Source organism: Micromonospora taraxaci, assembly GCF_007830095.1.
GTDB lineage: Bacteria > Actinomycetota > Actinomycetes > Mycobacteriales > Micromonosporaceae > Micromonospora > Micromonospora taraxaci.
Genome location: NZ_VIWZ01000001.1, coordinates 472,800 through 499,124, shown reverse-complemented (window position 1 = coordinate 499,124; position 26,325 = coordinate 472,800). Strand labels below are relative to the sequence as shown.

The 26,325-nt window shown below is 67.7% G+C and carries 18 protein-coding genes and 3 rRNA genes; 10 read left to right on the top strand and 11 right to left on the bottom strand.

The window, feature by feature from the left end:
- Positions 1-9: 9 nt before the first annotated feature.
- A complete protein-coding gene (gene nudC / locus FHU34_RS02440; RefSeq protein ID WP_145778497.1) occupies positions 10-930 on the bottom strand; it encodes an NAD(+) diphosphatase in 921 nt (306 codons plus the stop codon).
- Positions 931-1,112: 182 nt separating this feature from the next.
- Between nudC and FHU34_RS02435 the strand changes: the two genes are divergently transcribed.
- Positions 1,113-2,933 (top strand): VanW family protein, encoded by a 1,821-nt coding sequence (locus FHU34_RS02435; RefSeq protein ID WP_145785404.1) that lies wholly within the window; start codon positions 1,113-1,115, stop codon positions 2,931-2,933.
- Positions 2,934-3,423: 490 nt separating this feature from the next.
- Here the strand turns inward: FHU34_RS02435 and rrf are convergent.
- The 4 genes from rrf to FHU34_RS02410 all read right to left on the bottom strand — a co-directional run bounded on the left by rrf (position 3,424) and on the right by FHU34_RS02410 (position 9,574).
- Positions 3,424-3,540 (bottom strand): 5S ribosomal RNA (gene rrf, locus FHU34_RS02430).
- A gap of 86 nt (positions 3,541-3,626) precedes the next feature.
- Positions 3,627-6,735, bottom strand: a 23S ribosomal RNA gene (locus FHU34_RS02425).
- Positions 6,736-7,112: 377 nt separating this feature from the next.
- Positions 7,113-8,627: ribosomal RNA gene (locus FHU34_RS02420) — 16S ribosomal RNA — on the bottom strand.
- Together the 16S, 23S and 5S rRNA genes form the textbook arrangement of a ribosomal RNA operon.
- 692 nt (positions 8,628-9,319) lie before the next feature.
- On the bottom strand, positions 9,320-9,574 hold the full coding sequence (locus FHU34_RS02410; RefSeq protein ID WP_145778495.1) for an SCO4848 family membrane protein: 255 nt from the start codon (positions 9,572-9,574) through the stop codon (positions 9,320-9,322).
- Between the two features lie 183 nt (positions 9,575-9,757).
- Here FHU34_RS02410 and FHU34_RS02405 point away from each other — a divergent pair, with 183 nt between their 5' ends.
- The 7 genes from FHU34_RS02405 (at position 9,758) to FHU34_RS02380 (ending at position 15,160) form a co-directional block, all read left to right on the top strand.
- On the top strand, positions 9,758-10,228 hold the full coding sequence (locus FHU34_RS02405; RefSeq protein WP_145778494.1) for a PRC-barrel domain-containing protein: 471 nt from the start codon (positions 9,758-9,760) through the stop codon (positions 10,226-10,228).
- A gap of 4 nt (positions 10,229-10,232) precedes the next feature.
- Positions 10,233-10,409, top strand: a complete 177-nt coding sequence (locus FHU34_RS32800; RefSeq protein WP_167524730.1) for a hypothetical protein — start codon at positions 10,233-10,235, stop codon at positions 10,407-10,409.
- Positions 10,410-10,498: 89 nt separating this feature from the next.
- Positions 10,499-11,557, top strand: coding sequence for a tryptophan--tRNA ligase (trpS, locus tag FHU34_RS02400; protein WP_145778493.1), 1,059 nt, complete (start codon positions 10,499-10,501; stop codon positions 11,555-11,557).
- An 81-nt stretch (positions 11,558-11,638) separates the two neighbouring features.
- The gene (locus FHU34_RS02395) at positions 11,639-12,859 is read left to right on the top strand and encodes a low temperature requirement protein A (protein WP_145778492.1); all 1,221 of its coding nucleotides are present in this window, start codon (positions 11,639-11,641) and stop codon (positions 12,857-12,859) included.
- Positions 12,860-12,945: 86 nt separating this feature from the next.
- Positions 12,946-13,293: a YciI family protein gene (locus FHU34_RS02390; RefSeq protein ID WP_341874457.1), complete on the top strand. Its 348-nt coding sequence runs from the start codon at positions 12,946-12,948 to the stop codon at positions 13,291-13,293.
- A 2-nt stretch (positions 13,294-13,295) separates the two neighbouring features.
- Positions 13,296-14,552 carry an RNA polymerase sigma factor gene (locus FHU34_RS02385; protein ID WP_244311524.1) on the top strand — a complete coding sequence of 419 codons (1,257 nt, stop codon included), beginning with the start codon at positions 13,296-13,298 and terminating at the stop codon, positions 14,550-14,552.
- Positions 14,553-14,569: 17 nt separating this feature from the next.
- Positions 14,570-15,160, top strand: coding sequence for an HAD family hydrolase (locus FHU34_RS02380; RefSeq protein ID WP_145778489.1), 591 nt, complete (start codon positions 14,570-14,572; stop codon positions 15,158-15,160).
- 4 nt (positions 15,161-15,164) lie between these two features.
- On the opposite strand, the gene FHU34_RS02375 is transcribed toward FHU34_RS02380, so the two are convergent.
- From FHU34_RS02375 to FHU34_RS02360, 4 genes are all read right to left on the bottom strand, one after another.
- Positions 15,165-16,136 carry an NADP-dependent oxidoreductase gene (locus FHU34_RS02375; RefSeq protein ID WP_208744907.1) on the bottom strand — a complete coding sequence of 324 codons (972 nt, stop codon included), beginning with the start codon at positions 16,134-16,136 and terminating at the stop codon, positions 15,165-15,167.
- A 212-nt stretch (positions 16,137-16,348) separates the two neighbouring features.
- The gene (locus tag FHU34_RS02370) at positions 16,349-17,416 is read right to left on the bottom strand and encodes a WxL protein peptidoglycan domain-containing protein (protein WP_145778488.1); all 1,068 of its coding nucleotides are present in this window, start codon (positions 17,414-17,416) and stop codon (positions 16,349-16,351) included.
- A 91-nt stretch (positions 17,417-17,507) separates the two neighbouring features.
- The gene (locus tag FHU34_RS02365) at positions 17,508-19,487 is read right to left on the bottom strand and encodes a purple acid phosphatase family protein (protein WP_145778487.1); all 1,980 of its coding nucleotides are present in this window, start codon (positions 19,485-19,487) and stop codon (positions 17,508-17,510) included.
- A gap of 143 nt (positions 19,488-19,630) precedes the next feature.
- Positions 19,631-20,662, bottom strand: coding sequence for a HupE/UreJ family protein (locus FHU34_RS02360; protein ID WP_244311523.1), 1,032 nt, complete (start codon positions 20,660-20,662; stop codon positions 19,631-19,633).
- A 368-nt stretch (positions 20,663-21,030) separates the two neighbouring features.
- Between FHU34_RS02360 and FHU34_RS02355 the strand changes: the two genes are divergently transcribed.
- A complete protein-coding gene (locus FHU34_RS02355; protein ID WP_145778485.1) occupies positions 21,031-21,693 on the top strand; it encodes a type 1 periplasmic-binding domain-containing protein in 663 nt (220 codons plus the stop codon).
- A 15-nt stretch (positions 21,694-21,708) separates the two neighbouring features.
- Here the strand turns inward: FHU34_RS02355 and FHU34_RS02350 are convergent, their stop codons facing one another.
- Positions 21,709-22,404, bottom strand: a complete 696-nt coding sequence (locus FHU34_RS02350) for an RICIN domain-containing protein (protein WP_145778484.1) — start codon at positions 22,402-22,404, stop codon at positions 21,709-21,711.
- Positions 22,397-22,897 carry a sigma-70 family RNA polymerase sigma factor gene (locus tag FHU34_RS02345; protein ID WP_145778483.1) on the bottom strand — a complete coding sequence of 167 codons (501 nt, stop codon included), beginning with the start codon at positions 22,895-22,897 and terminating at the stop codon, positions 22,397-22,399. The genes FHU34_RS02350 and FHU34_RS02345 overlap by 8 nt, the downstream gene beginning before the upstream one ends.
- A 182-nt stretch (positions 22,898-23,079) precedes the next feature.
- Here FHU34_RS02345 and FHU34_RS02340 point away from each other — a divergent pair, with 182 nt between their 5' ends.
- Positions 23,080-26,310 (top strand): S8 family peptidase, encoded by a 3,231-nt coding sequence (locus FHU34_RS02340; RefSeq protein ID WP_145778482.1) that lies wholly within the window; start codon positions 23,080-23,082, stop codon positions 26,308-26,310.
- The last annotated feature ends 15 nt before the right edge of the window (positions 26,311-26,325 follow it).

Sequence of the window (26,325 nt, the reverse complement as noted above, 5' to 3'; positions counted from 1 at the left end):
GCCGATCGGTCAGGACACCCCTGCCAACCAGTCCTCCAGGAGACGGTGGTCGATCGCGTCCACCCGACCCAGCGAACGGCCGGACTCCACTCGCTCCCGCAGCTCATCCCGGGTGAACCAACGCGCCTCCAACAGCTCCTCGCCGTCGACGCGTACCTCGTCGGACGTGGCGGTCGCCCGGAACCCCACCATCAGGCCGGCGGGGAACGGCCACGCCTGCGACCCCTGGTAGGTCACGTCGGTGACGGTCACGCCCGCCTCCTCGGCCATCTCCCGACGGACCGCGTCCTCCAGGCTCTCGCCGACCTCGACGAAGCCGGCCAACGTCGAGAACGCGTCCTCTGGCGCGCCCGCGTGCCGGGCCAACAAACACCGCCCCGGCGATGCCGGTGCCTCGACCAGCACGATGATCGCCGGTTCGATCCGGGGAAACAGCAGCCGTTCGCACTCCCCGCCGGTACAGGTCCGCAGGTGCCCGCCACCGCCGGCGACGGCCGGCGCACCGCACCTCCCGCAGAACCGCTGCTGCCGGTGCCAGTGCAACAACCCCCTGGCGTACGCCTGGACGGCCGCGTCGCCCGCATCGAGCCGCCCGACCAGCGCCCGTACGTCGACGGCACGCGTCGCACCAGCCATCTCGGCGGCGGACCGCTCGGGGAGCGCGGACAGGTCAGCGGCGAACACCGCCACGTCCCCGTCCAGCCCGAGGAAGACGGTCTCACCGGCGGCGGACCGGACGAGCGACGCACGGTCCGCGGTGAGCCGCACCGGGCCGTCCCCGTCGACGAGACAGCGGTCCCGCCACATCGGCAGCACGACCGTGGTCGGCTCGGCGAGCAGGGCCTCCACCCGGGCCGGATCGGTGCGCAGCGGGCCCGCCCGGTCCAGCCAACCGCCGCCGTACGCCAACACCCGCTCCGCTGTGTCCACGAGGCCACCGTGCCACGTCGGCGGTCCCCCGCCGGCAGCGCCCCCGGGCTCGTGCGACACGCCGGACGACACGCCGCACCTGGGTCCGGTGGGCGTAGCCGCCAAGGACCGCCGGGCATTCGTTACCGTAGGTGCCTCCGGGAGTGGGAAACTCCCGCGGCACCCTGGCGATCGAGGTTCCAGTGACGCTGTACGGCGACAAGACTCCACCCGCCGACGACCGGCCCACCGTGCAGGTCACCGCGGTCACCTGGCCCGACGACGGGCCGGCCACCTCGACGGCGCCCGGCCCCTCCGAGCCGGAGGCCGGCCCGCGCCGCCCCCGCCGCATGCGGATGTTGCTCGCCGCCGGCGTCACCGGGGGTGTGTTCGCCGCGGTGGCAGGTGCGGGTGCCTGGGCGTACGCCGGAGATGTTCCGCGCGGTACCAGCGTGCTCGGCGCCGAACTGGGCGGCCGGAGCCGCGCGGACGCCGACCGGGAGTTGCGGGCGGAGCTGGCCCGGCGGGCGGCGGACCACGCCAAGCCGCTGACCGTCAGCGTCGACGGGCGTACGGCCGAGATCAACCCGGCCGACGTCGGGCTTGAGGTCGACGTGCCGGCGACCGTCGCGGCTGCGGCTGCGGCCGACGCGCACCCGGTCAGCCGGCTGGTCGGTTCCCGCACTGTCGACCCGGTGGTCACCGTCGACGTTGCCCGGTTGGACGAAGCCCTCCGTAAGGTCCTCGGCGACCAGGCCCAGGGCATGACCATGCCGGCGATCACCTATCAGGGCACCAAGCCGAAGGTGGTGCAGCCCAAGCCCGGGCTGGCCCTGGCTCCGGAACGCTCCGCCGAGGTGGTCCGCGCCGGCTGGCTGGCCGGCACACCGATCACGGTGCCGCTGGTGGAGACCCACCCGACGACCACACCGGAAGAGCTGGACCGGCTGGTCAACGAGCTGGCGAAGCCAGCGGTCGCCGCCCCCGTCACGCTCCGCACCACCAAGGGGTCGGTGAAGGTCCCACCCACCGTCATCGCGAAGAGCCTGCGGTTCACCGCCGACAAGACCGGCAAGCTCACCCCGTCGGTGGACGTCAAGCGACTGCGGGCAGCGCTCGGCGACGACCTGAACACCATTGAGGTACCGGCCAAGGACGCCACCATGAGCATCTCCGGTGGCCGCCCCACCGTCACCGACGGGCGCCCCGGCCAGCAACTGGACACGGCAACCCTGGGGCAGGACCTGCTGGCCGTGCTACCGAAGGCGGACGGTCGCGAGGTGACCGGCGAGCTGAAGCCGACCCAACCCGAACTGACGGCGGAGAAGCTGTCCGGCCTGGGCATCAAGGAACAGGTGTCCACCTTCACCACCCGGTTCACCGGCGGCTTGGCCTCCTCGCGCAGCCAGAACATCGCCACCATCGCCAAGGACGTCGACGGCACCGTCGTCCTACCCGGGAAGACGTTCTCCCTGAACGGCCACACCGGCGAACGCGGCTACGCACAGGGCTACCGAGACGCGCCGGTCATCCTCAACGGCAAACTGGTGCCGGGTGTCGGCGGTGGCACCTCGCAGTTCACCACCACGCTCTTCAACGCGACCTACTACGCCGGGTTGGAGGACGTCGAGCACAAGCCGCACTCGTACTGGTTCGACAGGTACCCGGCGGTCATCGAGTCGACGATTTTCTGGCCGGACCTGGACTTCAAGTTCCGCAACAACACCGAGTACGGCCTCCTCATCGACACGTCGTACACGTCCAGCACGATCACCGTGTCGATCTGGAGCACGAAGATCTACGACAGCGTGAAGACGGAGTACGGTCCCCGCCGCAACATCACCACACCGAAGCTGATCCACCTGGAGCCCGGTCCGTCGTGCATCGCGACCAACGGGATCAACGGTTTCACCCAGGACGCCTTCCGGGTCATCAAGAAGGGTGGGGCAGTGGTCAAGCGGGAGAAGTTCACCTGGCGCTACGACGCGGAGCCCCGCTACGTCTGCGGCCCGAAGCCCTCCTAAGCCCCAAGGGCCTTACGGCCTTGGTCCGGTCTGTTCCTCACTGCCTCAGCGCGGAGGTGCCATCGCACCTCCGCGCCCACAATCTGTGGGTAGAACGAACGTGCGCCGGCTGCGCGGGTTGGCGTACCGCCGGCGACTTCACCGACCTCAGCTGACCACCCCCTGGCGGTGCCCCGAACGCCCGGTCGACTCGGTTCACTGATGTCGGGGCATCCAGCGGGCGGGAAACACCGACCTCAACGAAGCCGACTCCCTAGATCGCCAAAGGCGTGCCACCGGGAGCTACTCGCACCGTTGCGCGCGTTGATCGGCTTCGTTTCGCCGATATGGCGGTATCCGCCGCGGGAGATACCGCCACGTCGGCGACCTGGAGTGGATCACGCTGAGGGTGCGCCCGCCATGCAGCAACGGCAGGGTATTGACCGCCTGATCAGGGTGCGGGAACGCAGAAAGGGCCACCCCCATCGGGGGTGGCCCTTTCTGAAAGATTGTCCGGCGGCGTCCTACTCTCCCACACCCTCACGAGTGCAGTACCATCGGCGCTGGAGGGCTTAGCTTCCGGGTTCGGAATGTAACCGGGCGTTTCCCCTCCGCCATGACCGCCGTAACTCTATGAACATATCAAACAACCCCGGGCAAAAGTTCACGGGTGTTCGCTTGTTCAGAGTTGCACAGTGGACGCGTAGCAGCTTAGTAGTCAAGTCCTCGGCCTATTAGTACCGGTCAACTGAACCCGTTACCGGGCTTACATTTCCGGCCTATCAACCCAGTCGTCTAGCTGGGGGCCTTACCCCACAAAGTGGGTGGGATACCTCATCTTGAAGCAGGCTTCCCGCTTAGATGCTTTCAGCGGTTATCCCTTCCGAACGTAGCTAACCAGCCGTGCCCTTGGCAGGACAACTGGCACACCAGAGGTTCGTCCGTCCCGGTCCTCTCGTACTAGGGACAGCCCTTCTCAAGTATCCTACGCGCACGGCGGATAGGGACCGAACTGTCTCACGACGTTCTAAACCCAGCTCGCGTACCGCTTTAATGGGCGAACAGCCCAACCCTTGGGACCTGCTACAGCCCCAGGATGCGACGAGCCGACATCGAGGTGCCAAACCATCCCGTCGATATGGACTCTTGGGGAAGATCAGCCTGTTATCCCCGGGGTACCTTTTATCCGTTGAGCGACACCGCTTCCACTCGCAAGTGCCGGATCACTAGTCCCGACTTTCGTCCCTGCTCGACCTGTCAGTCTCACAGTCAAGCTCCCTTGTGTACTTGCACTCAACACCTGATTGCCAACCAGGCTGAGGGAACCTTTGGGCGCCTCCGTTACCTTTTAGGAGGCAACCGCCCCAGTTAAACTACCCACCAGACACTGTCCCTGAACCGGATAACGGTCCGAAGTTAGATACCCAAATCAACCAGAGTGGTATTTCAAGATTGCCTCCACCCATACTGGCGTATGGACTTCACCGGCTCCCACCTATCCTACACAAGCTAATTCGAGTACCAATGTCAAGCTATAGTAAAGGTCCCGGGGTCTTTCCGTCCTGCCGCGCGTAACGAGCATCTTTACTCGTACTGCAATTTCGCCGGGCCTGTGGTTGAGACAGTGGGGAAGTCGTTACGCCATTCGTGCAGGTCGGAACTTACCCGACAAGGAATTTCGCTACCTTAGGATGGTTATAGTTACCACCGCCGTTTACTGGCGCTTAAGTTCTCCGCTTCGCCCCGAAGAGCTAACAGGTCCCCTTAACGTTCCAGCACCGGGCAGGCGTCAGTCCATATACATCGAATTACTTCTTCGCATGGACCTGTGTTTTTAGTAAACAGTCGCTTCCCCCTGCTCTCTGCGGCCATACAACGCTCCACCCGCGCGGGGCTTCACGTCTCCGGCCCCCCTTCTCCCTAAGTTACGGGGGCAATTTGCCGAGTTCCTTAACCACAGTTCGCCCGATCGCCTCGGTATTCTCTACCTGACCACCTGTGTCGGTTTGGGGTACGGGCCGCTAAGAACTCGCTAGAGGCTTTTCTCGGCAGCATAGGATCACTGACTTCACCTGAATCGGCTCGGCATCACGTCTCAGCCTTCATGTGGTGCGGATTTGCCTACACCACGGCCTACACGCTTACCCCGGCACAACCACCGGCCGGGCTCAGCTACCTTCCTGCGTCACCCCATCGCTTGACTACTACCCGTCAGGTTCCCACGCTCCCCAACATCAACCCGAAGGTCTCCGTCAGTTTGGGTGGTTAGCACAACGAGGTTCATCAGGGACGCTCTTTCGCGGGTACGGGAATATCAACCCGTTGTCCATCGACTACGCCTCTCGGCCTCGCCTTAGGTCCCGACTCACCCAGGGCGGATTAGCCTGGCCCTGGAACCCTTGGTCATCCGGCGGAAGGGTTTCTCACCCTTCTTTCGCTACTCATGCCTGCATTCTCACTCGTGCCGCGTCCACAACTGGGTCACCCCGCTGCTTCACTCGCGGCACGACGCTCCCCTACCCATCCACACACCTGCACAAGGAATCACGTCCAAGCGAGGATAAAATGTGAATGCCACAGCTTCGGCGGTGTGCTTGAGCCCCGCTACATTGTCGGCGCGGAACCACTTGACCAGTGAGCTATTACGCACTCTTTAAAGGGTGGCTGCTTCTAAGCCAACCTCCTGGTTGTCTATGCGACCCCACATCCTTTTCCACTTAGCACACGCTTAGGGGCCTTAGCTGGTGATCTGGGCTGTTTCCCTCTCGACTACGAAGCTTATCCCCCGCAGTCTCACTGCCGCGCTCTCACTTACCGGCATTCGGAGTTTGGCTGATTTCGGTAAGCTTGTGGGCCCCCTAGACCATCCAGTGCTCTACCTCCGGCAAGAAACACGCGACGCTGCACCTAAATGCATTTCGGGGAGAACCAGCTATCACGGAGTTTGATTGGCCTTTCACCCCTAACCACAGGTCATCCCCCAATTTTTCAACATTGGTGGGTTCGGCCCTCCACGCGGTCTTACCCGCGCTTCAGCCTGCCCATGGCTAGATCACTCCGCTTCGGGTCTAGGACACGCGACTGAATCGCCCTATTCAGACTCGCTTTCGCTACGGCTCCCCCACACGGGTTAACCTCGCCACATGCCACTAACTCGCAGGCTCATTCTTCAAAAGGCACGCCGTCACCCCGCAAGGCTCCGACGGATTGTAGGCGAACGGTTTCAGGTACTATTTCACTCCCCTCCCGGGGTACTTTTCACCATTCCCTCACGGTACTTGTCCGCTATCGGTCACCAGGAAGTATTTAGGCTTACCAGGTGGTCCTGGCAGATTCACGGCAGATTTCAGGGGTCCGCCGCTACTCGGGAACACCCACAGAAGGTCAGCAACTTTCACCTACCGGACTTTCACCGTCTACGGTCAGCCATTCCAGACTGTTCGACTAGCCACTAACTTTGTAACTCCTCGAGCGCATGTCAGTACACTCAGCGGGGTCCCACAACCCCGACCACGCAACCCCTGACAGGTATCACACGCAGCCGGTTTAGCCTCGATCCGCTTTCGCTCGCCACTACTCACGGAATCACTAAATTGTTTTCTCTTCCTACGGGTACTGAGATGTTTCACTTCCCCGCGTTCCCTCCACACACCCTATGTGTTCAGGTGTGGGTGACACCACATGACTGGTGCCAGGTTTCCCCATTCGGACACCCTGGGATCACAGCTTGGTTGACAGCTCCCCCAGGCCTATCGCGGCCTCCCACGTCCTTCATCGGCTCCTGGTGCCAAGGCATTCACCGTTCGCCCTTGACAACTTGACCACAAAGATGCTCGCGTCCACTGTGCAATTCTCAACAAACGACCAACCCACAACCCGATCCGCCCCACACCAAACCCAGTCCTCAGACCAGCGGTATGTGAGGCCAGGCCATGCCTGGCAACCTCGCGAACCCACAGGCTCGCTACGGTTCCGAAAGAAACAACACGATGGTTGTTCTTTCAGGACCCAACAGGGTGCTCACATTCTCCCCCAGCCGCACCAGAAGCCACCGTTCCCACCACCCAGGGGTGGCTGTACTAGGCGCCGCCGGCCGTTGCCAGGGCAAAACTTGCCAGTGTCTCCGCCATTCGAGCACCCCACCACCACATTCGGGTGATGCGGGCTCCTTACCGACTTTCGTCGGAAGGTGCTCCTTAGAAAGGAGGTGATCCAGCCGCACCTTCCGGTACGGCTACCTTGTTACGACTTCGTCCCAATCGCCAGCCCCACCTTCGACGGCTCCCTCCACAAGGGTTGGGCCACCGGCTTCGGGTGTTGCCGACTTTCGTGACGTGACGGGCGGTGTGTACAAGGCCCGGGAACGTATTCACCGCAGCGTTGCTGATCTGCGATTACTAGCGACTCCGACTTCACGGGGTCGAGTTGCAGACCCCGATCCGAACTGAGACCGGCTTTTTGGGATTCGCTCCACCTCACGGTATCGCAGCCCATTGTACCGGCCATTGTAGCATGCGTGAAGCCCTGGACATAAGGGGCATGATGACTTGACGTCATCCCCACCTTCCTCCGAGTTGACCCCGGCAGTCTTCGATGAGTCCCCGCCATAACGCGCTGGCAACATCGAACGAGGGTTGCGCTCGTTGCGGGACTTAACCCAACATCTCACGACACGAGCTGACGACAGCCATGCACCACCTGTGACCGCCCCCGAAGGACCCCCCATCTCTGGAGGTTTTGCGGCCATGTCAAACCCAGGTAAGGTTCTTCGCGTTGCATCGAATTAATCCGCATGCTCCGCCGCTTGTGCGGGCCCCCGTCAATTCCTTTGAGTTTTAGCCTTGCGGCCGTACTCCCCAGGCGGGGCGCTTAATGCGTTAGCTGCGGCACAGGGAACCGGAGAGGCCCCCCACACCTAGCGCCCAACGTTTACAGCGTGGACTACCAGGGTATCTAATCCTGTTCGCTCCCCACGCTTTCGCTCCTCAGCGTCAGTATCGGCCCAGAGACCCGCCTTCGCCACCGGTGTTCCTCCTGATATCTGCGCATTTCACCGCTACACCAGGAATTCCAGTCTCCCCTACCGAACTCTAGCCTGCCCGTATCGACCGCAGGCTTGGGGTTGAGCCCCAAGTTTTCACGGTCGACGCGACAAGCCGCCTACGAGCTCTTTACGCCCAATAAATCCGGACAACGCTCGCACCCTACGTCTTACCGCGGCTGCTGGCACGTAGTTGGCCGGTGCTTCTTCTGCAGGTACCGTCACTCTCGCTTCGTCCCTGCTGAAAGAGGTTTACAACCCGAAGGCCGTCATCCCTCACGCGGCGTCGCTGCATCAGGCTTCCGCCCATTGTGCAATATTCCCCACTGCTGCCTCCCGTAGGAGTCTGGGCCGTGTCTCAGTCCCAGTGTGGCCGGTCGCCCTCTCAGGCCGGCTACCCGTCGTCGCCTTGGTAGGCCATCACCCCACCAACAAGCTGATAGGCCGCGAGCCCATCCCAAGCCGAAAAACTTTCCACCACCAGCCATGCGGCCAGCAGTAATATTCGGTATTAGCCCCCGTTTCCGAGGGTTATCCCAAAGCTTGGGGCAGGTTGCTCACGTGTTACTCACCCGTTCGCCGCTCGAGTACCCCGAAGGGCCTTTCCGCTCGACTTGCATGTGTTAAGCACGCCGCCAGCGTTCGTCCTGAGCCAGGATCAAACTCTCCAACAAAAAACTATGTTGAACAGCATCCTGACAACAAACAAATGTTGCCAAAGGAATCCCAACCAGCCAGCAAAAACTGACCAGTCCGGGGTATAAATCATAATTGGCACTGGCTTTACAAGCACCCTGTTGAGTTCTCAAAGAACAACCACACACCGACCAGAAGCCCCACCTCAGTGGAACCCCAACCGGGGCTTTTCGTTCCGTGTCCCCGCCGCTCTCGCGCCGGGCACTTTTACTACGTTACCTCACCGTCTCGGCCGTGTCAAACCGTGTGTCCCGGTCTGTCATGCTTCGTGCGGGTTGGCCCCGGCGCACTCACGCAGCAGCGAACCGCTGCGTCAGGTCGTCGGATTTGGCAGGCCGGCCGCTGCGGTTTCCCGCAAGCTCGCCCGGTGCCCTGCCGGTCGTGAACCTTACCCGGTCGGCTTCGCCGCACCAAATCCGCCTCGCGGCCAATCCGGCGAGCCCCGCCCGGCCGTGTCTCACAGGAGCGAACCCCTGCTTGACCCGGTCACCAGCTTGGTTTGCGGCCTCAGGACTTTCGTCCCGTTTGCCCCGTTCCGCGCTGGCAGAGAGAAAGTTACGCGTCCGCGGGTTTGATCGTCAAATCCGCGGGTAGCGGCGCGCGTCACATTCGGGTTCGCGGCCGCCCACTCACGCCAACGGAAAGGCCGCCAGAGCACCGAATGGGCAGGTCAGGACGCCTGCCGCCGCCGGGCGACCAGCCACGCCCGGATGCCGAGGACACCCACAGTCGTTCCGATGGCCAGTGACGCCCCGATCAACAGCGCGTGCACCCACAGAAAGCTGGTGGGCGCGCCGTCGGCGACCGTGCCGGACGCCCAGGACCGCGGGTCCTGCCAGATGGCAACCGCGAACCTCGGCCAGATCACCCAGGTCCAGATCCCGACCCCGACCAGGAAGACAGCCCACCGTCGCGACAACACCATGGCAGCCGAGTATGCCAGCGCGGCTGCCCACCAGAGCCGCCGTCAAGCCAGCCGGGCATCCCCGCGAGACCCGCACGGGCACAGCAGGCGCCACCGACGCCCGGGACTCATTCCGTTTCCGACGGCAGCGAGGTGGGCACTGCGAAAGAGGACAGTTGCCGACCGTCCCCCCGGAGGTGCCCCGTGCAACCCTCGATCTTCAATCCCTGGGCATGGCGTGACCCGTCCGCCCTCGCTGGCGGATACACGCAGACCACCCCCGCGGTCACGCCGCCGGAAGGCCCGGACGGTGGGCACGACGGCCCGGACGCGCCCGGCCCTGGCACACCAGTGGACCTGGTGGGCTACCACGTGGAGGCGACCGACGGGCGGATCGGCACCATCGACGAGGCGAGCAACGAGGCGGATGCGGGATACCTGGTGGTGGACACCGGCCCGTGGATCTTCGGCCAGAAGGTGCTGCTGCCGGCTGGCACTGTGGTTCGGGTGGACCACCAGGAACGCGTCGTGCACGTCGACCGCGCTCGGCAGGCGATCAAGGACGCACCGCCGTTCGAGGCGGATCCGGCCGACCCGGAGTACCGGGAACGTGTCGGCAGCTACTACGCCGACAGTTACCTTCCCCCGCCCGGAGCCATACCGCGGGTAATCTGAGCTCGTGGTCCGACTGGGCAACTGCGCGTCGGAGGCGGTCGACACGGTCGACGGCCTCCCGCTCGGCGCGCTGCCCGGGATCGCAACCAGCCCCGGCGATGGCCGGGAGCAACTTCTGAACGTCCTCCGTGCCGGTGGTCTGCGGTACCGCGCCGGCGCGCGATGGCGGACGGCTCGCTGAGCCGATCCCGCTGACCGAGGGGTTTCGGAAGGGACCCGCTCGGCGCGCGCCCGCGTCACCCCACCCTCGGATACGAGAGGCACACCACCATGTCCGTCGCACGAATGCTCACCGGCGACCGGCCCACCGGCCGCCTTCACCTCGGCCACTACGTCGGCAGCATCGCCAACCGGGTGCGGCTGCACCGGCGCTACGAGAGCTTCTTCATCATCGCCGACCTGCACATGCTCACCACTCGCAATCGCCGCGAGGACATCGACCAGGTTTCCGGCAACGCCCGGGAGATGGTGACCGACATCCTGGCCGCCGGCGTCGACCCGGAGCGGGCCATCTTCTATCTCCAGTCGGCGATCCCGGAGGTCGGTGACCTCAACACACTCCTCCAGAACCTGGTGACCGTCCCCCGGCTGGAACGGGTCCCGTCACTCAAGGACATGGCCCGAGACGCCGGCAAGGAGGAGATGCCGTACGGATTGCTGGGTTACCCCGTGCTCCAGGCCGCGGACATCCTCTGCGTCAAGGGCGAGGCGGTCCCGGTCGGCCGGGACAACGCCGCGCACGTCGAGGTGACCCGGGAGATCGCGCGCCGATTCAATCATCTGTACGGCCCGGTCTTCCCGGTGCCTGAGCTGATCCCGGCGGACACGCCGAGCCTGGTGGGCACCGACGGCGCGGCCAAGATGAGCAAGAGCCGGGGCAACACGATCGCACTGTCCGACGACGCCGCCACCGTGCGGCGGAAGGTGCTCGGCATGTACACCGACCCGAATCGGGTACGGGCCGACGTGCCGGGCACGGTGGAGGGCAACCCGGTGTTCGCGTACCACGAGGTCTTCAATCCGGACCGCGACGAGGTGGCCGACCTGGCCCGGCGTTACCGGGCCGGGCAGGTCGGTGACGTGGAGGTCAAGGAACGCCTGGTCGTCGCGTTGGAAGCGTTCCTGGCGCCGATTCGGCAGCGCCGGGCCGAGATCGAGGCCGACCGGGGGTTGGTCGACCGGCTGATCGTCGAGGGCACCGAACGGACCCGTCAGGAAGTCCGGCAGACCCTGATCGAGGTACGCCGGGCGATGGGGTTGACCGGCGCGTACCAGCAGGTGCGGCGGCGGGCGGAGCGGAGCCGGCGGCGGACGCAGACCTCGGCCTGAGGCCGGGGCGTCCGGTGCTCGGCGGGGGGACCGGGTGAACGGTCGGCCGGTTCCCGCTCCACCCTGACGCAGAATGCGGGGATGAGGGGGATTTCGGGCGTTCGACCGGTACCGGTGGCGGAGGCGCACCGGACCACGATGTTCGAGATCTTCTTCGATCTGGTCTTCGTCTTCGCCCTCACCCGGGTCATCACGTTCATGGCCGGATCGCCGACCGCGCTCACTCTGGCTCAGGGGCTGCTCCTGCTCCTGCTCCTGCTCTACTCCTGGGGGCCGTACACCTGGGTGGGGAACCTGGTGCGCGCGGACGTCGGCCTGGTCCGCGCGGCCACCCTGGTCGCGATGGCGGCGATCTTCGTGGTCGCTCTGGTGCTGCCAGACGCGTGGACCCAGGGCCCGGGGCTCGTTGACGCGCCGCTCGCGCTCGCCCTGGCCTACGTCGTCGGACGCGCGGTGCAGCTCGTGGTCCTGTTCTGGGTGAGCAGGACGGACCAGCCACTTCGTTCGACGCTGCGCTTCTTCGTCGTGCCGGTGGTGCTGGCGTGGTTCCCGCTGATCGGTGGAGCGCTGCTCGGCGGTGCGGGCCAGACCGCGCTCTGGACGGTCGCGCTGCTGGTGGACATCGGTGGCGCACGGATCGCATCGGCCTTCCGGCCGTGGCAACTGCGCAGCGTGGGCCACTTCACCGAGCGGTTCGGTCTGGTGCTCATCATCGCGCTGGGCGAGTCGTTGATCTCCGCCGGTGCGAGCCCACGGACGATGGCGCCGGTCAGTGCGGCGGTGGTGGCCGCGCTGCTCGGTCTCGCCAGCACTGTGTGTCTGTGGTGGCTCTACTTCGACCGGCTGGCGCCCGCCGCGCGGGAGGCCGTCAGCAACGTGCCGGATGACCGACGCGGCGACGTCGCCGGTGACGCGTACGGCCTCGGGCACTCGCCGTTGATCATCGGGGCGATCTACGTCGCGCTCGGCATCGAGGAGGTGATCGGCCGGCTCACCGAGGAGTCGGCGCGTGCCGATCCACTGGGTTGGGAGGCGGCCACCGCGCTCTTCGGTGGCGCGGCCGTCTACCTGCTCAGCAGGTTGGTCTTCCGCCGACTGACCCTCTGGACGATCTACCCGACGCAGGTCGTCGTCGCGGTGCTGCCGCTGGTCCTGCTGCCGGTCGGCCGCTCCCTGCCTCCGCTGGCGGCGCTCGCCCTGCTGACCGTCCTCCTGGTCGGGGTGACCTGGTTCGAGCGACGGGTGGACCGGCGCGACGAGCGGCCCAAACCCGCGCGGCCAGTGCGGCCAAGAAAATCGTGACGTGCCGTGTCGACATCCCCGGTCTCCGATCGTCGTCATGCTGTACGGCGACACGCCGCACCGAGAGGAGCCGGAACGTGAAGTACATGCTGCTGTTCATGAGTCCCGTGGCCGACGGGGAGGCCGTCGACAACGGGTGCACCGTCGAGGACTGGATCCGCTACGACCGGGAGATGAAGGACGCCGGGGTCTGGGTCTCCGGGTATCCGCTACAGGACCTGACCACCTGCACGACGGTGCAGGTCGGCCCCGGCGGTGAGCGCACGATCACCGACGGGCCGTTCGCCGAGACCCGGGAGCTGCTCGGCGGGTACGACGTGATCGACGTGCCGGACCTCGACGCCGCGCTGGACTGGGCGGCCCGCAGCCCTGGTGCCATCGGTACCGGGTCGGTGCAGGTTCGTCCGATCTTCGAGTTCGACATGCAGGCCTGATCGTGCCGGACGGGGAGTCGGCCGTCAGTTCGTCGGTGGAGGCGGTGTTCCGGGAGGAACGCGGTCGACTGCTCGCCTCGCTCGTGCACCGCTTCGGAGATCTCGACCTGGCCGAGGAGGTCGCGTCCGAGGCCATCGAGGCGGCGCTCGTGCACTGGCCGACCGACGGTGTGCCGAGTCGACCGGGCGCGTGGCTGCTCACCACGGCTCGGCGTCGGGCGGTGGACCGGCTGCGACGCGACAAGGTGCTGGCGACGCGGCTCGCCGTACTCCGGGCCGAGGCCGAGCGGGCCGACCCCGCCCCACCCGCCGACGCGGACCGGGACCTCCCCGACGACCGACTGGCGCTCTTCTTCACCTGCGCGCACCCGGCCCTGGCCGCGCCGGATCGCGGGGCGCTCACCCTGCGGTTCCTCGCCGGTCTCACCACTGTCGAGGTGGCGCGGGCCTTCCTGGTGCCGCCGGCGACGATGGCTCAGCGGCTCGTCCGGGCCAAGCGGAAGATCCGGGACGCCCGTATCCCGTTCCGGGTGCCCGGGGAGGACGAGTTGCCCGGTCGACTGCCCACGGTGCTCCAGGCCGTCTACTCGGTGTTCACCGAGGGGTACGCCGCCAGTTCCGGCCCGGATCTCCAACGGATCGATCTTGCCGAGGAGGCCATCCGGCTGGGCCGGATCCTTCGTCGGCTGCTACCGGCCGAGCGGGAGGTCGCCGGGCTGCTCGGTCTGATGCTGCTGGTCCATGCCCGACGGGACGCGCGTACCGGACCGGACGGCGCGATGATCCTCCTGGACGAGCAGGATCGTGGACGCTGGGACCGCCCGATGATCGAGGAGGGGCGCGGGCTGGTCGTTGTCGCGTTGACCGGCCCCGCCCCCGGCCCGTACGGGGTGCAGGCTGCCATCGCCGCCCTGCACGACGAGGCGGCGGACGTGGCGAGCACCGACTGGCCGCAGGTGGTGGCGCTCTACGACGTGCTGCTCGACCTGGTGCCGTCGCCGATCGTCGCGTTGAACAGGGCCGCCGCGGTGGCCATGCGGGACGGGCCCGAGGCAGGGCTCGCCCTGCTCGACGGGTTGGCCGACGATCCGCACCTGCGCGGTCACCATCCCTATCCGGCGGCGCGGGCCGACCTGCTGCGCCGCCTCGGCCGGTACGACGAGGCGGCCGAGGCGTACCGCAGCGCATTGGCGCTGGTCGGCACCGAGCCGGAGCGGGCGTACCTGCTCGGCCGGCTCAGAGCTGTCACGACCGAGTGAGCTGTACCCTTCCCCGGGTGAGTCTGCCTCTGCCTCCCGGTGAGTTCGCCGCGTACCTGTTCGACTGCGACGGCACGATCGTCGACTCGATGCCGCTGCACTACGTGGCCTGGCAGCGGGCCCTGGAGGAATGGGGCTGCGAGTTCCCCGAGGAGCTCTTCTACGCCTGGGGTGGCCGGCCGACCGCCGACATCATCGTCGCCCTGAACGAGCAGCAGGGTCTGGCGATGCCGGTGGCGACCGTCGTCGAGAACCGTGAGCGCATCTACCAGGAGTTGCTGCCGCAGCTCGCCGCCGTGCCCGACGTGCTGGCGCACATCCACGACGCGCACCGGCGGGTCCCGTTCGCTGTCGTCTCCGGCAGCACCCGCGCCTCGGTCACCGCCTCCCTCGATGCGCTCGGCCTGCTGGACCGGTTCGACGTGCTGGTCTGCGCCGACGACTACACGCGGGCCAAGCCCGACCCGGAGGCGTTCCTGCTCGCGGCGGAGCACCTCGGCGTACCCCCGGAGTCGTGCCTGGTCTTCGAGGACACCGACCTGGGCATTCAGGCCGCGACCGCAGCCGGCATGGCATCGGTACGCGTGCCGCAGCAGCGCACGCACTGACGTCTCAGGCCACCGTCAGCAGGAGCTTCCCCGCGTAGGAGGTCTGCAGACGCTTGTGTGCCTCCCGCACCTTGCCCAGTGGGAACGTCTCCGCGACGTGCACCACGAACGGTCCCGCCTCGATGAGTTCGTTGAGGCGTTGCAACTGCCGGGGGTTCGACTCGCCGTCGTACGCCCGGACCACGACGCCGGGGCGTTCGCTCGGCTCCGGCTGCACCCCGTGGGCGTACGCGACCACGCCGCCGTCGACGAGCGTCTCGGTGAGCCGGTCCACTGTCGCACCGCCGGCCATCGCGAGGATGGCGGCCACTCCGGCCGGTGCCGCGTCCCGGATCCGGGCGAGCACGTCGTCCAGGTCGCCGTGGCCGTCGAGGGAGATGTCGGCACCGAGCCGGGTCACCAGCGCGACGCCGTCCACCCCGGAGGCCACGGCGATGACGTTCAGCCCCTGGCGCTTGGCCAACTGCACCGCCAGGTGACCCTGTCCGCCGCTCGCCCCGAAGATCAGCAACCACGAGCCGGCCGACAGGCTGAGCGTGTCGAGCCCGGCCAACGCGGTCAGCGCGTCGGTGGGCATCGCACCGGCGTGCTCGGCCGGCACTCCGTCGGGCACCTTCGCCGCGTACTCCGCCTTGACGGCCGCGTACTCGGCGTAGCAGCCGCCCTTCGGTCGGGTCGTGGCGGAGACGTAGACCAGCTCTCCGACCGCGACGTTGGACACCTTGCTGCCGGCCGCGATCACGGTCCCGGCGCCGTCGGAGCCGGGCACGATCGGGAGGGAGGAGCCCTCCGGCACGAGGATGCCCTGCCGCTCGTACGCGTCCCACACCCCCACGCCGGCGCTCAAGACCTTGATCAGCACCTCGTCGTCGGCGACCTCGGGGATCGGCAGCTTCCGCAGCGTGATCACCTCCGGCCCACCGAACTCGTCGAAGGCCGCGGCCTGCATCCGCTCTGGCACATCCCCGTCAACCATGTGGATTCCCTCTCCGTGCCGGCGTTCCCGTCGCAGCATGCCGGCTCGGGCACAGGCGCGGTCCAGGGCTGAGCGTCGTTCACCCACAAGGGCGACCGGCTGCTGTCGGCGTGGAGTGACGGGCGTAGCCGGGGCGGAGCGGGAAAGGCGGGCGGACCGCGAGGACGGCTACCGCCGCCGACCACGGTCGGCGGCGGTGACGGAGGCAGCGGTCAGGACGTCCGTGGCTCCTGAGCACGCAGCGCCTGCTCGACGGCGTCGCGTACGCGGGCGTCTTCGCGCACCTTGCGCTGCGTCCGGTTGCGGCGCCGGTACCGGTACGCGCCGACGAGCACCGCGATCAGTACGACGAGCACCAGCACCAGCATCCACGGCAGGGCCCAGCCGTGCGCGGTGACCTGGACCGGCTTGAGCGAGGTGGTGGAGCCGGAGGCGTCGGTGAGCAGCGGGGTGAGGGTCGCGGTCGCGGCCAGCGAGATGGTGGGAGCGACCCCGTGCACCGGCACTGTCACCTTCCAGCTCTCACCGGGCAGCAGCTCCGGCGGCGCGGCGATGTCGGCGGCCCGTACCCGCAGCAGGCCGAACGGACCCGAGACCGTCACCCCCTGCTGCCCGGACAGGGCGGCGTTGCCGATGTTGTGGACCTTGTAGGTGATGGTGGCGTCGCCCTTGGCGAACGGGTTCGACGAGCCGGCGTACGTGACGTGGAGGTCCTCGATCGCGAGGTTCGGCTTCAGCTCGCCGCCGACCCGCAACTTGATCCGGATACCGAGGCGACGGTCGACGTTGATGCCCTCGGCCTGGTCGGCCTGGGTCAGCGCGGTGAGGATGCCGCCGACGTAGTCACCGGGGGTGGCGTTCTCCGGGATGCTGATCTTGAAGGGAACCTGTGCGGTCTTTCCGGGCTGGATCACGACACTGGCGGCGTTCGCCTTCACCCAGGCACCGATGGCGACGGACTTCTTGTCCTTGGTGAGCAGGTCAAGCTGGCCCGCGTCGGTGGTGAAGCCGTCGGCCGCGTACACGGAAAGGGTCAGCGGCGCGGGACCCCGGTTGGCCACGACCATGGCATCGTCGACGGCGCCACCGGGATTGACGTTGTAGCTGTAGCTGGACCGGGCCTCGCCGTAGCTGTTGGAGGCCGTCCGGACCGTCCAGGCGACGTTGCCCTCCGCCGCCGAGGCGGGGACGGCACCGACACCGACGGCCGCGACGGCGGCGAGCACTGACAGTGCGGTCGTACGGAGGAGTGTCTTCCAGCGCGTTACGGACGGGTACATGTCGGTTCCTTGAGGTGATCTTGGGAGGAGTGCAAATGGGTGGCGGGGTAGGCCCCCGAAGGTGCCTACCCCGCCGAATGGAGCGGTCCGGTCAGCTGCTCAGCGCAGTGATCGTGAGGGTGGTGCGGTAGCTGCCCTTCGCGATGCTGTCCGGGATCTTCAGGTCCAGGTCAGCGCCGAGCTTGGCGCCGCCCCGGGGGTGACCCTGGGCCGCCGCACCGAGGGCGCTGGAGACCGAGAGGCCCTTGCCCTGGTCGTCGTAGGACGACAGGATCGGCGCGCCGGCCTCGGCACCCGCTCCGGCGTCCAGCACGTACGGGGTCCAGCCCAGGTAGGAGCCCGAGAAGGTCTTCTCGGCGTCCTGGAAGTCACCGACGTTGGCCGAGATCGACCACGGGGCGAGCGAGCGGCGGCTGTCCGACACGAGGATCGGGTTGATCTTGCCGTTCGCCTGGAAGTAGGTGCCGTTGCGCTCCTGCGCGGTACCCAGGTCCACCAGGCCGTTGTAGCCGTCGATCGTCCAACCGAACTCGCCCGGAGCCGGGTTCGGCACGTTCACCTGGATGGACTGGCCGTCACCGTTGAACGGGTGCACCGTCACGTTGTCGACGATCGAACCGACCGGCTGACCCTCGGGGGTGTTGACGCAGGAGAGGCCGTTCTCGACCGACGCGTTCGGCGCCGCGCAGGTGCCGCTGCGGATGTTGGCCAGGACCAGCTTGTCGCCGCGCACCTGCACCTTGACGTAGCTGCGGACGTGCTCCTGGTTCTGCACGGAGTTGTACCAGTACTTGTTCGGGTCCAGCGGGTCCGGGCCGTTGCCACGGATGCCGGTGCCGGTGGTGTCCGGCTTCTTGATGTCGTAGTACTTCGAGCCGGAGGCCGAGTTGGCGGTCACGTAGATGACGCCACCCGGGCCGGGGAACACGTCGGCGGCACCCGGCTTCTCGGCCGGGTTCTCCTTCTGGCCGTTCTTGATGGAGTAGCTGCGCGAGTAGCTGTGGTCGTGGCCCTGCAGCACCATGTCGATGCCGAGGTTCGAGAAGGCCGTGGTGAAGTCTTCCCGCCGCTGCTTGTTGTCGGTGTCGGTCGCGTGGCTGGCCGGCGAGTAGATGGAGTGGTGGTAGACCAGCACCTTCCACTTGGCCTCGGAGCCGTGCTTGTTGACCACGTCGGTGATGTACGCGACGTGCGCGGCGTCACCGGCGTTGCTGCCGTCGGTCGGCAGCTTGTAGCTGTTGCTGTTGATGTCGATGAACAGCACGTCCTTGTAGACGAACCAGTAGTCGCCACCGGACTTGGTGCCCGCCGGGTTCCCGTTGTCGTAGTACGGGGCCGTGCGGTCGGTGTTCGGGGTGAAGTGGTGCTGCTCGTAGGACTTGCCGCCGACGTCGTGGTTACCGATGGTGGCGACGACGGGGTACTGACGCAGCTGGTCGGGCGCCATGAACGAGGTCCACTGACCCTCGTCGTTGGCGGACTCGACGTGGTCGCCGCCGGAGACCAGCAGCTCCGCGTTCGGATTGGCCGCGGTCGCGACCTTCAGGGTGTCCTCCCAGCCGGCCTGGTCCTTCAGCCGGTCACCGGAGGAGCCGATCTGGGGGTCGCCGAAGAACAGGAAGTCGTAGTCGCCCTCGAAGTCCTGCGTCTTGAAGGCGTACGTCGGGGACCAGCTGCCCTCGGCGCCGACCCGGTACGAGTACGCCGTCTTCTCGCGCAGGTTGCTGATCGTGGCGTGCCGGTTGAACCCGGTGGTGGAGGTGTTCGCCGCGCCGACGGCGTCGAAGCTCACGGCACCGGCCGGGAACTCGCCGTTGACGATCTCGGCGGTCGGGGCGAGCTGGATCTTCTGCGCGGTGTCGGCGGAGGAGTACCAGGTCACGATGCGCTGGGTCTCGTTGGCGCCGACGCCGAGGATCACGCTGCTGATCGTGGTGGACTCGGCCGCACTCGCGGTGGCCGTCAGGCCACTGCCGAGGGCCGCTCCCATTCCCAGGAAGCCGGCGACGACTCCGGCGACCAGGCGCCGCCGCACGAGCCCGGAGGCCCGTGTCGAGGTGCTCAATGTCATCGACATTGTTCCCTTTTCAAATAGAGAAATGGATGTTTCTTCACCCGACACTGGGGAAGCGGATCCACGCTTTCGCCGCCCGATGAACCGATCATGAACGTGATCTTGCGAAAGACTGCACTTCACGAACTACTTAGCCTTACTCAGGACCCGGAAATGCGCTGCACAAACCAGATGAGCCCCATGATGGACACCGCCCCCGAAACAGCTCCGGTCGCCCAGATACCGGCTTTCGGCGCACGGCGACGCAGCACGAGCAACAGCGGGAAGACGATCGCGATAATGCTCAACTGCACAACTTCGATGCCGACGTTGAACACCAACAACGACCACAGCAGGGTCCACGACCACGCCTCGTCGATGCCCAGCGCGCCGGCGAAGCCCAGCCCGTGCACGAGACCGAAGCAGAACACCACGCCGAGGCGGATCCAGCCGGCCCGATCCAAGCTGAAGTGCCCGTGCCCGGGCGTCTCCAGGTCGGCCGCGTGGGTGCCCCGCCGCCAGATCCCCCACAGGTGCCAACCTGCGACGACGGCGATGGACAACGCGATCACCGGCTCCACGATCGTCGCCGGCACCTCGACCAGTCCGAGGGCGGCCAGCATGAACGTCACCGAGTGCGCCAGGGTGAAGCTGGTGGCGGCGAGCACGATCTCGCGAAGCCGCCGCGACCCGGCGATGAGCGCCAGCAGGAACAGGATGTGGTCGATCCCGGACAGCAGATGCTCGGCGCCCAGCAGGAAGAACTCCCCGAACCGGTCGTACCACGCCTGCCCGGTCGAGAAGGAGGGGTGGGCCGCGTCGAGCGCCGCGCTACCCGTACGGCCGTCGATCTCATAGGTGACGATCGTCTTGGTGCCCTTGACGTAGCCCTCGCCATCCGGGAAGAGGTCGCTGCGGACCTCGTGCTCGTCGACCCGCTGCGCGCAGGTCCAGTCCAGCAGCAGACCGGCGTACGGCACGCCGTCGCGCTCACCGATCGTCGCGTCGCCCACCTGGGTCGGCCGGCACGCCGTACTCCCCGACGTGACCGAGAAGCGGTCGGAGACATACCCGAGGACCGTCGACGCGTGGCTCTTCAGGGCTGCGGCCTGGGCGCTGGAGTCACCCGCCTCGAATGCGGCGGTTCCCGCCTGGAAGAGCGGATCGTCGCCACCGGAATCGGCGGCGGACACGACGAGGAGGTCGTATTCAAGTTCGACCGTCGTGCGAATGTGACCCTCGTCTCCCGCTGTGATTTTTGTGTACACAGTCGACGAGAAACCGTGCGCGGACGCCGCGTGAGCGCCCAAAAACGGGATCACCGCTGCGGCGATCCCGACAGCGGTGACGATAACGGTGCGGCGGACGCGGCCCAACATGCGACTCCCTCGGTTGGCCAGTGCACGCTGCATGCCGTGGGTGAACACCAACCCGCGCGCCGACGAACCACCGGAAAACAAAATCCCCGAACCGGCACCCGCAGATTGCCGTCGGCCGGAATTGCGATAGGAATACGAGAAAGTACGCGCACCCCCCCGCCACCATCCGGAGGACGATCACCTTGCGCCCCCCGCTTCGGGCCGTTGCCATGTTGGCCGCGACCGCCGCGCTGGTCACCGCCTGCAGTTCCGGCGACGACTGGTCCCAGCCGCGTCCGGCGCCCAGCGCCATCGGCACTCTCGGCCCCGGGTTCGTCGACCCCTCCACGAAGCCCGCTCCGGAGGCGACCATCACTCCACAGCCGGGCTCCTGGGACGGCGTCCACCCGCCGAAGGACTACCGGGTGGTGCTGTTGACTGCCGGCGACGACGCCCCGACCAAGGCCCTCGTGACGGCCGTCAAGGAGTGGGCGGACGACGAGCACGTCGACCTCCGGACGATCGTCGTCGGCAACGCACACGACGCCGTTTCCCGCATCGCCAAGGCCATGGAGATGGGTCCGGACCTCATCGTCAGCGCTGGCAACGACCTCATCGACCCCCTCGCGCTGGTAACCCCGAGCCACCTCGACGAGAAGTTCCTGGTGGTGGGCGCGGAACTGGCCGAGCCCACCCACAACGTCACAGCCGTCGACTGGGACGGCGCGTCGTTCCGTGGCGAAGGGCTCGGGGCGTCGTCGACCTACGACCCGGCCTCGTTCACCGGAGAAAGGTGCGCCGCCGCCGTCCGGGCGGGCGTGGCCGCCGTTCTCAACGACCTGACCGGGATCGTGGTCTGGCTCTGAACGGGCGGAAGCGGCCTACCTCGGCCCTCGGTCCTCGAACTCGTACGTGGTGGTCAGGCCCTCGGGCAGGTCGGGGACCAGAGCATTGGTGCCGTCGACCACCTGGACGTAGCGCTTGCCCTGGAAGATCGAGTAACTCCCGTCGGCGACCTGGTCGATCCGGAAGAGCTGCGTCGAGGCCGCCGCGTCGCACGCCCGGCCGCGTACGCTCCCCGGCGCGGCGTCGTGCATGACTGTCATGCAGACCTCACCGCCGCCGGACGGTGCGGCCAGCACGATCCGGTACCTGTCCCCCTGCGGGCGGAGCACCCACCGAACCGCGTCGTCGACGCCCGGCTCGCTGATGGCCCGCACCTGGTCGGTGCCAACGCTGATCGCCAACGCGGCGCCGTTCATGCCCGGCACCACGATGCGGACCTGACGCTCACCGGCGAGGATCTCCTGTGGTCCGGCCGAGGCGGTCGCGGACGGAACCACAGACGGTGGGGCCTGACTCGCCGGACCGCCGACCGGCGGCTCGACGTCGGCACGCGCCCGCACCAGGGCGGTGCCAGCGGCGACAGCCACGATGGCCAGGCCCACGGTGCCGACGGTTACCCGGCGTCGCCGGCGCTGATCGCTTCGACGGCGCAACGTCTGGGCCCCTGGCAGCGTGGCGACTCGCCGGACCTCGTCGGCGATCGCCGCGAGGTCGTCGCGCGGATCAGCCATGGGAGGTCTCCTCCTGGTGCTCGTCGGCCAGCAGCCCGGCCATCGCTCTCCTCCCACGGGCGAGGTACGTCTTCACCGTCCCGACCGGCGCCTGCATCTCCGCTGCCACCTCTGCGACGCTGAGGTCGTTGAGGTGGTGCAGCACGACGGCCCGGCGCTCGTTGGCGCTCAACCGCTGGAGCGCCTGCAACAGCGCGACGTGGTCCTCACTCAGACCCGGCACACCCTGGTCGACGGCAGCCCGACGATGGGCGCGTACCCGGTTGAACGCCTTACGCCAACTGCTCACCGCGATCCGTGAGGCCACCCGGCGGACCCAGGCCTCCGGGCTGTCCGTCTCCCGAACCGTCCGCCAACGCTGCCAGGCGCGCATGAACGCCTCCGCGACAGCGTCCTCCGCCTCGGCACGGTTGCCGGTCAGCGCGTACACGTGACCGACGACCCGACCCGCGCAGGCCGCGTAGAGGGCGTCGAACTCCTCGGCATCACGCATCCGACCGGTGCCCTCCCGCGCCTCGTCCCCTGGTCACCGCCCGCATGCAACCCGCCGGGGTGGACCGGCCCGAGCAGCGCGGGGGAATTTTGTGACCAGCGTCATACCGCAGTGATCAACCTGACGACCGGGCCAGACGTCATCGTGCCGCCCCGGGAGAGGCCCGTGGCGGAGAGGACGATGTGCGACGACGGCAACGACGCGCCCTGACAGCCGGCGTACTCGCGACCGTGCTGGTCACGGCGGGCCTGACGGCCCAACCGGCGAGCGCGCAGGAGCAGCCGACCGCTGCGGTCTCCGGCACTTCCGGGACGTTCACCCTGATCACCGGCGACCGGGTGTCGCTGGACGCGGCAGGCCACCCGGAGATCCAGCGGGGGCCAGGGCGGGCCGGCATGCGTTTCGTGAGCAGCCGGGAGGACGGCCACCAGTACGTCGTCCCGGTGGACGCGATGCCACTGCTGCGCGACGGACGGCTCGACCGGCGGCTGTTCGACCTCACCACGCTCGGCGAATTCGGCTACGACGACCGGGCAGCCGAATTGCCGCTGCTGGTCGCGTACCCCGAGAACAGGCCGGCGCAGGCGCGGACCGCCACCGCCGAGGGTGACGGGCGGGTGCGGGCCGATTTGCCGGCCGCGCACGCGCTCGCGGTCCGGGCGGACCGCGACGACCGGGTCACGCTCTGGACCTCGCTCACCCGCGGTACGGCGTCGGCGCGCACCCTCGCCACCGGGGTCACGCACATCTGGCTGGACGGCAAGCGCAGGGTCTCCCTCGATCGCAGCGTGCCGCAGATCGGCGCACCGACTGCCTGGCAGGCAGGATTCGACGGAACCGGCGTCACCGTCGGCGTGCTGGACACCGGGATCGACGCCGACCACCCCGACTTCGCCGGGCACCTCACCGAGGTCCGGGACTTCACCGGCGGGAACGACGCGAGCGACGCGGTCGGCCACGGCACCCACGTGGCGTCGACGATCGTCGGCAGTGGTGCCGCGTCCGGCGGCAGGTACCGAGGTGTGGCACCGGGAGCGAAGCTGCTGGTCGGCAAGGTCTGCGCCACCACGGAATGCCAGGACTCGGACATCATCACCGGCATGCAGTGGCTCGCGCCGCAGGCACGGGTGGTCAACCTGAGCGTGGGCGGCACCGACGCACCCGGTCTCGACCCGCTGGAGACCGCGGTCCAGGAACTGAGCCACCGCCACGGCACCCTCTTCGTGGTGGCGGCCGGCAACGAGGGCAAGCCGAAGTCCATCTCTTCGCCGGCCTCTGCCGACGACGCCCTCGCCGTCGCCGCCGTCGACGCCGACGACCAGCGGGCCTACTTCTCCAGCCGGGGTCCGCGCGTCGGTGACAACCACATCAAGCCCGAGATCAGCGCGCCCGGCGTCGATATCGTGGCCGCCGCCCCGGGCGGCGACTACGCCACCATGTCGGGTACGTCGATGGCGACCCCGCACGTGGCCGGCACCGCCGCCATCCTCGCCGGGCAGCACGCGGACTGGACCGGCCCACAGCTCAAGGCCGCCCTCATGGACTCGGCCAAGCCGACCGGCGAGGACACCATCTACGAGCAGGGCGCCGGCCGGGTCGACATCGCGCGGGCTGTCGCCCAGCCGGTCGCCGCCGACGTCGCCGCCATCGATTTCCCGGTCCAACGCTGGCCGCACGCCGACGACACCCCGCTCACCCAGGTCGTCGGCTACCGCAACACGGGAAGCGTCCCGGTCACGTTGACCCTGGCCGTCGCCCCCGCTCCGGCCGGCATGCTCACCGTCAGCCCGGCCACGCTCGTGGTGCCGGCCGGTGGCCGCGCCGAGGCGACGATCACCGTGGACACCCGGGTGGACGCCCCGGACGGCGTCTACCAGGGGGCGCTGACCGCGACCGGCACCAATGACCTGCGGGTACGGACGCCCTTCGTGCTCAACCGAGAGATCGAGAGCTACGACGTACGACTCGACCACACCGGCCGGAACGGCAAGCCCGCCACGGAGTACACGACGGTGGCGGCGAACCTGACCACCGGAGAGTTCAGCACCCTCGCCGCAACCCCGGGTGGCGGCACCCTCCGGCTTCCCAAGGGCCGCTACGCGCTGTACAGCACCATCCACGAGGGTGACGTCTCGACGATGCTCGTCCAGCCGGTGCTGGACGTCCGTGGTCCGGTCACCGAGGCGGTCGACGCCCGGAGCGCCAAGCCGGTAGCGGTGACCGTGCCCGAGCGCGACGCCGCAGCCACCGCGATCAACGTGAGCGCCAACTGGGACGACGGCTTCCGCTATCCGGGCGTGCAACTCAGCGGGGCGTCCTTCGCGGACGTCTTCTTCGGCCGGATCGGGCCGGCCGTCACCGCACCCGAGTTCACCGCCACACTGGGCGTCGGGCTCGCCCGGCCGGGCCGGGACGGCACCTTCCGGAACAGTCCCTACACCTACGACCTGGCGTACGTCCGCCGGGGCGACATGTTCACGGGCCTGGCCAGGAAGCTGTCACCGAAGAACCTCGCCACCGTCCGGACGACCTACCGCAGCCAGTCCACCACGACGACGGCCACCCGGTTCCACCGCGCCTCGGCACCCGGCGGCTCCGGCCCGATCGGTTCGAGCACCCCGGTGGACCTGCCGTTCCACGGCACCGAGTACTACAACACCGACGGCGGCATCACCTGGACGTCCACACTCGTCGAGGGGGACAACAGCACCCTCCAGGAGTCGACCTTCAAGGCGGGGAGGTCGTACACCCAGACCTGGAACGCGGCGCCCTTCGGCCCCACCGTGGCCCAGGCCCCGGCCCTCGCACCCCTGGGGTACGCCGGCCGCGACGGTGACACCATCTCGGTCGCGGCGCTGCCCCTGTTCGGCGACGCCATGGGCCGCCCGGCGAGCCGCGACGACCGGCCGATGCAGATCCGCCTGCTGCTCGACGGTAAGGAGATCGGCACCTCGGACAGCCCGTGGGCGGAGTTCGCTGTCCCCGCCGCCAAGGCCGCCTACCGTCTCGAGGCGACCACCACCCGGGGCGCCCCGGACACCCTGTCGACGTCGGTCTCGGTGGCCTGGACCTTCACCTCGGCGTACACGGCGTCGCCACAGCGGCTGCCACTGACGACGGTCCGGCCGATGCCCGTGCTCGACGACACCAACACGGCCCGGGCGGGCCGGATCATGACGATTCCGGTGACGCTGGACCGGCAGGCTGACTCGAAGGCGGCGGCCAACCGCACGCTCGGGGTGTCCGCGTCGTTCGACGACGGCCGTACGTGGGTCGCGTTGCCGGTGCTCCGGAACCTCGCGTTGATCAGCCACCCGCGACGGGCCGGATTCGTGTCGCTGCGGCTGACCGCCACCGACACCGCCGGCAACACGGTCACGCAGACGATCCAGCGGGCCTACCGGATCGTCTGACGCACTGCCTGGTCC